Here is a 12,180-nt window from a genome sequence, read left to right as displayed (position 1 = left end):
GTCTAGCCCTCCTTGTTTGCTAAATATTGTTCTAATTGTGCTTTCACTTCATTTGTATCCATATATTTTTTGATTGGATAAACAGGCGCTTTGACCGAAGCTTTCAGTTCTGGAAGTAATTCATTACTAGTAAAATAAACATCTGCTTGAGTCGCTTTTGCTGAGGATAAATCAGTATTCTCTACTATAGCTTTAAGCCCTAGCTCTTTTATCACCTTATCAATCGACATTTTTAAAACCATTGAACTTCCAACACCAAATCCACATACTGCTAAAATTTTCATTTTTTCTTCCTCCTTAGGTTAGTAATTGGATTATTTGTTCCTTATTTCCCGATAAAATAGTTTGATACTTTACTTCATCCATAAATATGGACATGATTTCTTGCAATTTCTCCAGATGGCTCTCACTATCTTTTGCAGCTAAGATCAAAAATATTTTCACCGCTTTTTCTTTCATATCTACTGCATTTTTTACGACTAAAAGACTCATGCTTTGTTCATTCACTCCTACGCCTGGTTTGGCGTGCATGAGGGCAAAATAGTCGGTTAAAACCATATATGGACCATGTTCTTCTACACTTTTGATCATATTATCCAAATAGGTATGCGCTATCATTTTACTTTTTAACAAAGGCTCACTTGCAATCTCAACGGCAATCTCCCAATTTTCCACTGTATCGATTACTTGGATCTGCTCTTTTGCCAATAATGGATCAATTCTACTCATTCTTTTACCTCCAACATTTTTGAGATGAACCAGTTTTTATCACCAATCCCTTGCATGATCAGTTTCATCACTGCTTCAACTTCTTTCACATCTTCTTCTCGGATCATCAATAATACGATGATATCTGCTTTTTGCTTTCCCCAATCAACTGGTTTATCCGCTACTAATATCGCAATAGTAGTCTCTTCTACGAATAACGGATTACCATGAGGAATCACAAAACCGTTATCGAGATAGGTAGATTGGATTGCTTCTCGGTCAAAAATCGACTGGGTGTATTGTTCTTTTTTATAGTCATTTTTAAAGTTTTGCTGCTCAATCAGAAAATGGATTGCTTCTTCTTTTGACTCATAATGACCAAAATAAATATTGGCCGCAAGCAAGTGTTTTGTTTTTTCAGGTAATATCCGCCTTTCTTTCATATGCTCATGATCAATCACTAAATCGATATAATGATTCATGATTCGTTTCATATCACGACTAGTCACCATGGGCGAAATTCTGACGACAGGCTTTTCTTGCTTGGGTATATCTACTGTAGAAATAATAAAATCAATTTCTGATAGATCCATGTAAGTCAACTTGTCAATAGAGGCAGTTTCAATGCTGTCAATCTCAGGTAAGATTCTTCGTATTTTGGCTGAAACAAATGAACTAGTTCCAATCCCATTCGGGCAGACAAATAATAATTTGTTCAATCGTTTGATTCTCTCGATAGCAGCTTGAAAATGGATGGTGACAAACCCAACTTCATCCTCAGACAGATTCACTTCACTTGGCCAACGAAAATCTTTTAATGCAAACCATACAACCCCATAAATGGACGGATAATTTTGTTTGATTTCATCAATCAATGGATTGACGATCGTTGTTTGCGCTTCAATTCGTAAAAGTAATTGATACAGGTGTACTAGAAGATCTTCTTCTAAACGGTTATCTTGCGTTAAATCAATCTGGATACCTTCGCTAACCTTTTGTATCAACTGTCGAATTTTCCCACGAAAAGCAAAAGGGATATTTTCACTTTTCATAAAGAATTTCAAGCCACTTCCTACGATAATATAAGTTAAATATTGGACCTCTTCTTGCGTGAACTGATAAATTTTCTGGTCTTCTAATTTTTTTAATAGTTCATACACAAGCGGGTATTTGTTGAACTCCAAGAAATATTTTCCATACTGATTCTTACCAATCAAATCTATTTTTTTACCCTCTTTTGAGCGTTGGACAATCAATAAAATTGAAATCACAATGCTTTTGAAATAACTCTCTGGAATCTCCATTTGTTTTTCGTTGATTCCTTGACGAAAAGCTTGCTCGATTCTTCTTAAAAGCTGCTGATCTACCAGCTCTGCTACCACTTCTAGTTCATTGAAATGATTAAGGATGGTCCGCTTCAACACACGTTGGATTTGAATTTCATTTCCTTCAAAAAATGTTCCCGAACGATCAAATGTCAAACTCAATCCTTCTTTGGTAAAAATATCCTTCACATAAGAAAGATCATTGGCAATACTACTTCGTGAGACAAAGTATTCATCAGAAAGCTGTTGGTAACTTAAGTGTTCAAAATTCAACAGTCGATTGAGAATGGTTATTCTGCGCATTTTATTTTCCTGATAGTGCATAACTTTCATTTTCCATCACCTTCTATATTTACTATAATTTTTCAAACAACCGATTAGAAGACCAAATAAATCATTAGAAAACAATGAGATAGTATGCACATTACTAATCGAAGTCTTTTTTTAGTATACTCAGAAACAACTAAATAATTCTACTCACAATAAAAGATATGAAAAAAGCCAACAGACGATTGCTGTTGACTTTAAAAAAAATGTAATTTGAAATGATGGTAGAAAGATTCATCTATTGCAATTCATTCAAACGACTTTTGATCGAAACATTCTCCCCATTTCTCTTTCTAGCACCTAATTCACCAATTGCGGTGAATAGTAAGTCACTGGAAGAATTCAGAGCTGTTTCAACCGAATCTTGGATGACCCCAATAATAAATCCGATTCCTACCACTTGCATCGCAATATCATTTGAGATGCCAAATAAGCTACAAGCCAAAGGAATCAATAGTAATGAACCCCCAGCTACGCCAGATGCACCACAAGCAGCTAAAGCCGCCAAGATGCTTAAAATCAATTTTAAGCCAAAAGAAGCTTCGATACCTAGTGCCTGAACAGTCGTTAACGTCATCACTGTAATCGTCACTGCTGCTCCCCCCATATTGATCGTTGCTCCTAATGGAATCGAAATGGCATAAGATTCTTTTGTTAATTTCAGTTTTTCTGCCAACATCATATTGATCGGAATGTTTGCCGCAGAACTACGCGTAAAGAAAGCAGAGATTGCACTTTCTTTTAAACAAAAGAAAATTAATGGATAGGGATTTTCTTTGATAAACAAAAAAGTAAGTAATGGATAGATGATCAAAGCAACAAAGAGCATCGTACCTACTAACACAAGAACTAATTGGAGATACTCGGTCAGTCCAGAAAGACCTGTTGTTGCAATTGATTCATAGACTAACCCCAAAATACCGATCGGCGCGAAAGAAATAATCAATTGAACGACCTGTGACAATGCGACCGAAATCTGATCGATAACTTCTTTCGTTGCTTCCGTACGTGTCCGCAATGCCAATCCTAATAATACCGCCCAAAATAGCACACCTAAATAATTAGAGTCAATAATTGCTTGAATCGGATTTTGAGTGACATTGGTCAGCATCGTTGATAAAACAGTCCCAATATTTTGAGGCGCTTGTTCCGAAGCAGTTTCCTGCAAAGTAATCGGCACCGTAAAAATCGAACTAGTGATCACCGCCACAAAAGCCGCTAAAAAAGTCCCCCCTAGATACAATCCTAAAATCGGCTTTACGAATGTCTCATTCCCCATTTTATGTTTTGCAATTGAAGCTGCAGTTAAGAAAAACACTAAAAGCGGCGCAATCGCTTTTAAACAACTAACAAACAACGTTCCCAATAAAGCAATAAATCCCCAAGTCGGTAAAAAAATACCTAATATTATACCAATTAAAATACCACAACCAATACGTTGAACTAACGACATGTCCAAGAATTTCTCTAACAAACAACCACCCCTTTATAGTTTAACAACCATTCTAACATCTTCATGAGAGAAACAAAAGGATAATTTTCAGAAAATTCTTGTTATTTTACATATCTATGTGTCCCTAAAAAAATAACGAACGATTTTGATTTGGAAAAATAAAAAACATCATTGTAATCTTAGGCACAAATTACAATGATGACTCCTATAAATATTTTTTATAAAAAGAATGAATTTAGTGATAGATTTATCTTAAGGGCTAGTTCTTCGCCTAAAGACACGCTATCAATCTAAAAATATCGGTTGAATAAAATCTGCTTGCCAAATTTTGTCTTTTTCAGAGTAGTTGAAATACCATACTTGCGAAAAATAAAGCCTTTCCCGCTTATCTCCTGAAATCAACTGCTGGTTCTTTCGATCGACTAAGTAATCGAAACAACTAAAATCGATTCGAATAGAGAAACTAGTATCATTGATTTGTCGGTAGTTAGCCAATTCTTGAATGGCTATTTTCGTTGTATGATTTCTTACACCTTCATCTTTATTTTTTTGTAATACTTGCTGATGCTCTTCAAATAATCTTGAAGTATAACAATTTCTTACTTTTTCAGGAGCCTCTTCTTCCCAAGATTTTTGTATTGCATAAAAGATTCTGTTAATCTCAGAAAGCAATTTTTTCTTTTCACGCTTTGTTCCAGGCATTCTTGATAACAAATCATTGATATCCATATTTTGCGTTTTCTTTTTTTTAAATAAAGAAAAAACAAATATACTTCCTAATGATAAGCCAACAAAGAGAAAATCTTCTGATGTACTGTTACTATTAGTCGTCCGACTCCTCCGATAATAGGAATTGGAACCTCCCCCTATCGAACCGCCACCAGAGCCCCCACCGGTTGAACTACCACCATGCCCACCTGCTACGGCAAAAGTTTGAACGGGCGTAAAAAACAAAAAAGCCATGATCAATAGACAAATCACTTGATAAGTTTTCTTCATCTGAACCCTCTTTCTCAATCCCCCACGATGATACCTTATCAAATAATTATTACAAGATTCCTATGGAACAATGAATGATTTCCTAATTTTTCTTTATTTGGTAGGATTTCATGTTTCACTACCCAACAGCTCTCTCTAACAAGTTTACTATTTTGAGAGTAATCTTTTCTTTATTACTATAAATTCTTCTTCTGTAATGATTTTTTTTTTTAATAGTTCATGCGCTTTTTCAATTTGTTCTATTAGATTATCGTCTTCCTTCGTGCTTTTCGATAGATTTGCTTCCGTAGTCATGATCTCTTCACCTTGCAAGATTTTCAAATCTTCATTTAATTTTTGTTCAGAATAATCAAGCCCTTTTCTTAATTCATTTTTTAACCTCATAGCCATCGGTTTCATTGAGAAATAGTTTAAACCTCCAGACACAACACCACCTACCAAAGGAACAGCTTTAGAAACACCTTTTGCGAATGTCGTTTTTGTTAGTTTTGTTCCAAAGACTGCTAGAACTTTCTTTGTTACTGGATAATAAATAGTTTTAGTCAAAGCTTTTTGTGGTATTTTGGTCAACGCTTGTGTAGATAATTTTCCCGATAAGATCCTAACAGCGGAACCTGCAGTTGTAACACCCAACATAATACCTAAATACAATATCAATGTTTCTTTAGCTTCTTCAGTTAGCTCACCTTGTTGATTCCAAATATCTTTATACCCATAAATATAAGAAATTTCTTGTGCCAATTTTAGCGAATATCCGTAGAACTGTGTAATATCAGCCGGAATCGTGGCTGCCATTGCTAGTCCTCCAGGTAGCCCTGTCGCAAAAGACAAAGTACTAGATTGAGCGACTATCGAGTGTATTCTACTGTCAGCAACTTGATCCAATTTTTCTTTAGATAAAAATGTTTGTGGTCCTTTTTCAATCAGTTGGTCAATATTTTTTACCTTTTCTCCAAATGCTTTCACTAAAAATTCTGAGCGATTCACTTTTACAAGCGGTAATTTCAATGATTCATTTACGACTTTCAGTGCTAAACTCTCATTATTCTCCATATTCTTCACTCCTTATAAAAGATAATAAAAAATTCTTTTAACAAACTATTTTTTTTAGTTACAAATAAAATCCCAATTTAAATATAAAGGCTCGCCTATTTTTATAGCGATGTTACACTGTAATTCTAATATAAAATAACCAAATATTTATTACTTTCATAACTGACTCTTTTAAATGCATAATCGCTCATTTTTCATCAAAAAAATAAAGGTTGTGTTAAAAGAAACTATTGTTTTAGAGTTTACAAATAAGTAAAGTACGAGAAGTAAGTTTCTTAGGAACGATAAAGGATTTTAGCCTCAATCGTTTTTTAATATTCAACTATTTATTTCTTTCCACGATATAGATTAAGGAACCATGAATCTTCCTTCTGTCATTTGTTTTTTTAGTATTTTTATCGCTTTCTTATATGTAAATGGCCGAACAGAATCCTGTAATAAAATAATCAAAAAACAACCAAGCGAAACTATTATCGCTATATCGATGGGGAGCATCCCACTAAATAAACAGATAAAGAAACCTATTATATAGCCAGTTATCAAAACTAATTGAGTCCACCAAATTATTTGTAGATCCCCTTGATTAGCAATTATCTTTTTTACTTGTTTTCTGTCGAAATCTTTATATATTTTTTCCCCTTTTATTTTATTCATTATCGTTAAGTTAACAACTTTAGCGACTGAATAACCTATTGCGGAAAACACTATGTAATTAATAATTGATGGTATGCTAGCCATAAAATCTAAATTTTTAGCAAAGAAAGGAATCATTACAGTTGATCCAAATAATCCTAGTACTACTACTAGCGATTTTGAATATTCTTCATGATTCCCTGTAAATTTTTGTATAAAAAGTTTTTGATTTTTAAAATCAAAATAAATGGATTCATTTGTTGCTCTACATAGTAACGGCACCACATTCTCTTTCATTCGAATACACCACCTGATGTTTTTCCAACTGTTTATTCTGTCTTTTCAATTTGACAAATTTTTTACTAATCGTCATTTCTTACTACTTTATACTTAATATTTAAATCTGGAACTTCTCTAAAATTTGATATGATTTTTCCAAATATTAACGAAATTGTAGGTGATACTAATGAAACAAAAATAACCTCCCAAAAGTCACCTGATAAAATTGCTGATATAAATAGGTAGCCTACAAACATACCATATACACATGATAAAAAATTACTCAGAAATATATAAATTTTTGACCTTTTATTTTCAACAAGTACTAACTGTACAAGCGTCTTATTTTTAAGTATTTCTTTCACTTTCTTATTGTTATGTAATAGTCGACAGGTTGATATTATTCCATATGTACTAAGAAAACTACCAATTAATAGAGCTAAATATATTGACTGAAGATAGCCCAAATATATAAGAAAAGGACTAATTACACAGGTTCCAAAAATTCCGTAAGATTCAGGAACATAAAATTGTATTTCAGAAATTTTTTTACCTTCAAAAATTTCTGCTGATCCAGTTACTTTATATGCAGTCCAACTTTTTTTCCGAGCGTTGTTGTAAAAGGTACTAAACGGAAAAAAGTTTCTCAGCCTCATTAACTTAAAATAATCAACAATGTACACGCCATCATGTAATTCCAGTAGATAATATCTGCCATTAATTCTTTTAATACCTTGGTCACAGTTGTTTCCTATCATCTAAAGCCTCCTTCAAGTTTCTCAGTTGATTCTGAAAAAATTTATCACTATAAGCTATTACTTGATTACTTTCAAAACAGCTCTATAGTATTTTATTTCTGTTATTCCATATTAATAACTAAATTTTTAAAACCTAAAAGTTTCTGGTTCCTCTTCAATCTCTCTTTCAATCACTAATTTAGGATAAGGCACATTTTTCGTGTTTTCTGCATAAGAATCAGAAAACGCTACTTCTTGCTCATCTCGATACCCTTCAAATAAGACTTTCTTTATATCTTCATCATTAAAAATGCAAAATTGGATTCCGCTATTACACCTTGCGGATAACCTAAAGCAGAATAGTCAAAATAACCAATTGTTCCTTCATTGTTAAAAAGCTGTGCCCATCCAACAATAATAAGTTTGATGTTCCGCCTTTTAATAGCACTACACTCCCAATGAATTAGTCATCATTATTTCTATAAAAACGAGTGCTAACACATATCCTAGACATAACACAAGAAGTAAACTGACTATAACTGGAAAAATAAGTAATCTATCTAAAATGGTTTCAAAAGTCACTATTCCTGCCATAAGAACTTGACTTGTCCAAAAAGCTCTACTCTTAAAGTAGCTTTTTCCTGATATTTTTAAAGTGGAACTATTTTCTTCTTTCTTATCTGAATATACTTCCTAGTAATTATTCCCATATAGTAAAAACTTTATTTCTTTTTTATTGTCTACTCCCCAAAAAATAATTTTATTGATAGGATCGAAAGCCGTTAGTCTCATTATCAATTTTCAGTGTGTTTATATTGCCATTTTTATTTATTCACTTTTCATACAAAACCAACAAAAACGATCTTCCTCCTCATCTTTAAATTGTATTTGATGGGCTTAATAAGCCTTGCTAGCATTCTCATTAACTCAATATAAATTTAAAAACCAAATGTTTCTCCTTCCAACAAAGATTTTTTGCCTAAATCCCCGTATTCTTTTTTCTTAGAAGTTTGTTTTAGATTAACAACTTTACCTTTAGGGATGTCCAAATTATTTTCCTTCCATTCTTCCAAGGCTGTTAAAACTGTTTTTTCATTTTCACTCATATATCCTTGATATAAAATTTCGCGAATGTCCTCGTTATTAAAATACGCTATTTCTTCAATATTATTTAAACCAGTTAGTTGATTTACTGCAGCATAATCTAAGTAATAAATTTCCTCTTGCATCTTCAAAATCGGTTGTCGCGCAACAATTAGTAATGGCATAATTCCTTCTTTCATGTACACAACACTACCCAAAGGCAATAAGTTAGTTTGTTCCATATGTATTCTCCATTCTAGTTATTATAGCTGTTGCTATTAGTAGGCTCAATCTCTGTATTTCCGACTTCTATTCCATAAGAAATTTAATACAAAAGAAAGATATACATATTTACCGATCATCTTTATCAAATATTATTTTATATTTCACTTTTTTTGTTGAATATATTTTGCCATTATATATAGTACTCACAAGAATAAACACTGTAAGAAAAAATAATAATCTTTCTTGTATCAAAAAAGGAAGAACTAGCATAAATATGCCATAAAATATAAGCAAGCCTATCCCTACTATTAATACCTTTACGTAATGAATCATTTTCATTATTCTCACCACCATTTTAATTTTTTTTGTGTAATGATCAATGGAGTAATTGCATATCCCTTACCTATAAGCTTTAAAGAACTACCTCTTTTTTCTAATTCCTTTTTTAATCTATTTTTTCGCCAATAAGAGACAACAGAAAGACAGATGACTAATGCTAACCAGAAGAATAATAAATTGATGATTCCTTCCAACATATCTATTGGCAAATTACTTTTACCCCAAAGCCAATTCTGTGGAATAAAGTTCCTTACTAAGTTACTTAAAGGAAGTCCAATGGCTACTCCTAAATAACTTTTTTCTGATTTTTTCCTGATTTCCTTTTCCATTTCTAAACCAGAAATACTAAATTTACATAAAGAAATATTAGCTTGATATATCTTTCTACTAACCCTATATTGCTTTAAACCTACCATGAAATTGTTTTGTCTTATTAAATATTCTTCATTATTATCTGAAATCAATAGACACCAACCTGAAATTACTCTTTTTTTATCAAAGCATAAATTTCTAATCTCGCCATCTTCTATTTTCATATCATTTAGTCAAGATACGCTTTCTAACAATATATATTTCACAATATTATTAACGAAATAAACTTTACCATTGAACAAAAAAATTTTAACTATATAAAAACTCAACAAACTTAGCAATCTTTCTTGTACTAAAAAAGGTATTATAAACAAAAAAATGATTGTAAAACAAATAATCAAAGCTAGACCAACTATATTATTTATTTTCCATACTTTTTTTGCATATTTAGAATTATTAATGAGATTTATCCTTCCCACAAAATTTACAGCAGAATTATTATTCATCATTTTAAAAAGAAAAACTCTTTTTCTAAAGAATGAACAAAAGTACAAGCAAACTATTATAGTTAGCCAAAAAAACAATAGATTTTTTATACCTGTAGAAAAATTAAAAAATTGATCAGAATTTCCCCATAACCATTCAACTGGAACTATTTTTCTTATTATTGGATATAATACTAAAGCAATCGCACTACCTATGTAATTACTGTTCGATTTTTTCTTATAATCTTTCTCTATCTCTTTACAGTCTACAGAAAAACTCATTAAAGAAGTATTAGATTTATATATTTCTCTTTTCAGATGATAGTTGCCCAACCTTAACAAATTTGAATTCTGTCGAACAACAAATTCCTCATTGTTTTCTGTTACTAATAACAACCATCCGCGAATAATTTTATTTTTTTGAAATGCAATATTATATATTTTTCCACCAATAATTTTACGGTTATATTCCATCTAATAGGCCTCCAATAAAACCACTCACCCCTTCAGTGAAATCACCCCATCCAGATACTACTGCTTGTCCCACACTATCTTCAAAATCTCTAACAAATTTAAATTTTTCTCTTAAAATATCATTCGCAATACCTACACCTATACCTACAGCTATAGAACCTACTATACCAATACTTACAGGAGCAGAAATTAGTCCAACTGCAGCTAATGCTCCCGTACTAAGCTTTATACCACTTATTACTCCTGCACTCGCTAATCCTGTAATTATTCCTTTTCCCCAAGCCTCTTCAGCACTATCGCCTGAAACTATATCTATCCCTACACCAATTAATAATCCTGCTCCTTCTGTTATTGCCTTGCCTCCATATTTAAACACCCCTTTTATTGTATTCTCAGCCGATTCCCTTGCAGCTAGAGTGGCTCCAGGAACTTCTCCCAAAATCTTTCCGTCTGGTAATTCCAATGAATATCAGTTTTTCCAGATATAGTCGGAAGCATTTTGACCATGCTGTATTCCTTTTTGTATAAATAGTTTCTCTGTTTTCTCACTAGCCAGAGCACCCCCTGTTGTTTGAAGTACTGAAATAACTTCATCATAATTTTCTATATCCATTTGATCAGAAGTAAACCACTTTTTATTTATTCCCTCGGGTAACAAATATGAACCATCTATCCTCACTCTCGTATTCTTTAACACTAATACACCTTGCATCGCCAGTTTTAGTTCATCCAAACTATGACTGAATAATCCACTAGTTTGAGTATTGAAATTATGTAATTTTTTTAGTTTATTTTGTAATTGATCAATATCTTGTTGAAAGCTTTCTGACATACGATCTAGATCTCGTTGGACATTTAGCAATGTTTCGAGAATGCCGACGAACGGGTTACTTTGTGCTTGGGACCGGACAAAAGCAGAAGTCGTGTCTACTGATGCTTTCATAACTCGTGTCGTCGCCAGTTGCTGGTTCAGTTTGTTCTCATCCAAGTATCCTTCCATTGCTACAATCTGATCCGCGACTTTATACCTTTGTAGCTCCTGTTCAATTTTTTCAATCGCATTCGCTGTTCGTGTAATTGTCGGAATGATCAATTCACTAAATAATCCTTTTCCTGCTGTATATGCTGCACCAGATAATTCGTTTCCGTTAACAGCTGACACGACTTTTTGACTGCCTCTCTTTAGTTGATTGATCGTTTCTTTACTACTTGCTAAGTTCTTCTTTAACGCTGACATAAATTCTGATGATTCCCCACTCACATAAACTAACCCCACTCAAATGTTCTCCTTTCTGCAAACAACTCTTCTCTTTCTACTTCTAATCCTTGTAAAGTTTTCCTGTACGAAAAATCAAGTTCTTCATATGCCTGATGAAATTGTTGTTGAAATGCTTGTTGCTTTGCTTCATACTCCTTCTGCATCCAAATTGCATTGGCCATACCTTGTTGGATATCTTCATGATTCAATTCAGATAATTGGCGAAAACCTCTTTGAAGTTCTTTTTCTAATTGAAGGAGCTGGTTTTCTAACCTACGTTTCCCATTTGCTAATTCATCTTGTTGCTGTTCCACTTTCCGAATTTCTTTTTGATTCTCATAGATCATTTCATTATCTATTGACATTCATTCACCTTCTTAGATATTTGATGGTTGATTTCTTGCAACATTATTTTTATAAGCGATAGGCTTTTGTCCTTTATATGTTGACCTTCTTAAACTAAATACGCATTTCATCTGAATTATTTTCA

15 protein-coding genes are annotated in these 12,180 nt (G+C 32.6%); all 15 read right to left on the bottom strand.

What is annotated here, in order from left to right:
* Positions 1–2: 2 nt before the first annotated feature.
* The 15 genes from IGJ39_RS01590 to IGJ39_RS01520 all read right to left on the bottom strand — a co-directional run bounded on the left by IGJ39_RS01590 (position 3) and on the right by IGJ39_RS01520 (position 12,055).
* Positions 3–284 (bottom strand): PTS sugar transporter subunit IIB, encoded by a 282-nt coding sequence (locus IGJ39_RS01590; protein WP_438764135.1) that lies wholly within the window; start codon positions 282–284, stop codon positions 3–5.
* Between the two features lie 13 nt (positions 285–297).
* Positions 298–729, bottom strand: a complete 432-nt coding sequence (locus IGJ39_RS01585) for a PTS sugar transporter subunit IIA (RefSeq protein WP_438764134.1) — start codon at positions 727–729, stop codon at positions 298–300.
* Positions 726–2,366, bottom strand: coding sequence for a BglG family transcription antiterminator (locus IGJ39_RS01580; RefSeq protein WP_438764133.1), 1,641 nt, complete (start codon positions 2,364–2,366; stop codon positions 726–728). The genes IGJ39_RS01585 and IGJ39_RS01580 overlap by 4 nt, the downstream gene beginning before the upstream one ends.
* A 232-nt stretch (positions 2,367–2,598) precedes the next feature.
* Positions 2,599–3,834, bottom strand: coding sequence for a serine/threonine transporter SstT (gene sstT / locus IGJ39_RS01575; protein WP_438764132.1), 1,236 nt, complete (start codon positions 3,832–3,834; stop codon positions 2,599–2,601).
* A 264-nt stretch (positions 3,835–4,098) separates the two neighbouring features.
* Positions 4,099–4,812 carry a TIM44-like domain-containing protein gene (locus IGJ39_RS01570; RefSeq protein WP_438764131.1) on the bottom strand — a complete coding sequence of 238 codons (714 nt, stop codon included), beginning with the start codon at positions 4,810–4,812 and terminating at the stop codon, positions 4,099–4,101.
* A gap of 147 nt (positions 4,813–4,959) precedes the next feature.
* The gene (locus IGJ39_RS01565) at positions 4,960–5,865 is read right to left on the bottom strand and encodes a bacteriochlorophyll 4-vinyl reductase (RefSeq protein WP_438764130.1); all 906 of its coding nucleotides are present in this window, start codon (positions 5,863–5,865) and stop codon (positions 4,960–4,962) included.
* 348 nt (positions 5,866–6,213) lie between these two features.
* Positions 6,214–6,795 (bottom strand): hypothetical protein, encoded by a 582-nt coding sequence (locus IGJ39_RS01560; protein WP_104871883.1) that lies wholly within the window; start codon positions 6,793–6,795, stop codon positions 6,214–6,216.
* Positions 6,796–6,860: 65 nt separating this feature from the next.
* Positions 6,861–7,535: a hypothetical protein gene (locus tag IGJ39_RS01555; protein ID WP_438764129.1), complete on the bottom strand. Its 675-nt coding sequence runs from the start codon at positions 7,533–7,535 to the stop codon at positions 6,861–6,863.
* Positions 7,536–7,804: 269 nt separating this feature from the next.
* Complete coding sequence (locus IGJ39_RS01550; RefSeq protein WP_438765003.1) at positions 7,805–7,930, bottom strand: hypothetical protein; 126 nt, start codon at positions 7,928–7,930, stop codon at positions 7,805–7,807.
* Between the two features lie 522 nt (positions 7,931–8,452).
* Positions 8,453–8,839, bottom strand: a complete 387-nt coding sequence (locus tag IGJ39_RS01545; RefSeq protein ID WP_104871881.1) for a DUF4176 domain-containing protein — start codon at positions 8,837–8,839, stop codon at positions 8,453–8,455.
* Between the two features lie 327 nt (positions 8,840–9,166).
* Positions 9,167–9,697 (bottom strand): hypothetical protein, encoded by a 531-nt coding sequence (locus IGJ39_RS01540; RefSeq protein WP_104871879.1) that lies wholly within the window; start codon positions 9,695–9,697, stop codon positions 9,167–9,169.
* Positions 9,698–9,706: 9 nt separating this feature from the next.
* Positions 9,707–10,432: a hypothetical protein gene (locus IGJ39_RS01535; RefSeq protein ID WP_104871878.1), complete on the bottom strand. Its 726-nt coding sequence runs from the start codon at positions 10,430–10,432 to the stop codon at positions 9,707–9,709.
* A complete protein-coding gene (locus IGJ39_RS01530; RefSeq protein ID WP_438764128.1) occupies positions 10,422–10,895 on the bottom strand; it encodes a hypothetical protein in 474 nt (157 codons plus the stop codon). The genes IGJ39_RS01535 and IGJ39_RS01530 overlap by 11 nt, the downstream gene beginning before the upstream one ends.
* 6 nt (positions 10,896–10,901) lie before the next feature.
* On the bottom strand, positions 10,902–11,708 hold the full coding sequence (locus IGJ39_RS01525; protein WP_438764127.1) for a T7SS effector LXG polymorphic toxin: 807 nt from the start codon (positions 11,706–11,708) through the stop codon (positions 10,902–10,904).
* Positions 11,699–12,055 (bottom strand): hypothetical protein, encoded by a 357-nt coding sequence (locus tag IGJ39_RS01520; RefSeq protein WP_104871876.1) that lies wholly within the window; start codon positions 12,053–12,055, stop codon positions 11,699–11,701. The genes IGJ39_RS01525 and IGJ39_RS01520 overlap by 10 nt, the downstream gene beginning before the upstream one ends.
* Positions 12,056–12,180: the final 125 nt, after the last annotated feature.

The organism is Enterococcus sp. AZ140 (genome assembly GCF_051714405.1).
GTDB classification, from domain to species: Bacteria; Bacillota; Bacilli; order Lactobacillales; family Enterococcaceae; genus Enterococcus_B; species Enterococcus_B pernyi.
The sequence above is the reverse complement of the archived record's forward strand: the minus strand, read 5'-3'. Positions and strand labels throughout refer to the sequence as shown.

Coding starts and splice junctions, on each gene's coding strand:
- IGJ39_RS01590 (WP_438764135.1), bottom strand. CDS start 284: ATGAAAATTTTAGCAGTATGTGGATTTGGTGTTGGAAGTTCAATGGTT.
- IGJ39_RS01585 (WP_438764134.1), bottom strand. CDS start 729: ATGAGTAGAATTGATCCATTATTGGCAAAAGAGCAGATCCAAGTAATC.
- IGJ39_RS01580 (WP_438764133.1), bottom strand. CDS start 2,366: ATGAAAGTTATGCACTATCAGGAAAATAAAATGCGCAGAATAACCATT.
- IGJ39_RS01570 (WP_438764131.1), bottom strand. CDS start 4,812: ATGAAGAAAACTTATCAAGTGATTTGTCTATTGATCATGGCTTTTTTG.
- IGJ39_RS01565 (WP_438764130.1), bottom strand. CDS start 5,865: ATGGAGAATAATGAGAGTTTAGCACTGAAAGTCGTAAATGAATCATTG.
- IGJ39_RS01560 (WP_104871883.1), bottom strand. CDS start 6,795: ATGAAAGAGAATGTGGTGCCGTTACTATGTAGAGCAACAAATGAATCC.
- IGJ39_RS01555 (WP_438764129.1), bottom strand. CDS start 7,535: ATGATAGGAAACAACTGTGACCAAGGTATTAAAAGAATTAATGGCAGA.
- IGJ39_RS01545 (WP_104871881.1), bottom strand. CDS start 8,839: ATGGAACAAACTAACTTATTGCCTTTGGGTAGTGTTGTGTACATGAAA.
- IGJ39_RS01540 (WP_104871879.1), bottom strand. CDS start 9,697: ATGAAAATAGAAGATGGCGAGATTAGAAATTTATGCTTTGATAAAAAA.
- IGJ39_RS01535 (WP_104871878.1), bottom strand. CDS start 10,432: ATGGAATATAACCGTAAAATTATTGGTGGAAAAATATATAATATTGCA.
- IGJ39_RS01520 (WP_104871876.1), bottom strand. CDS start 12,055: ATGTCAATAGATAATGAAATGATCTATGAGAATCAAAAAGAAATTCGG.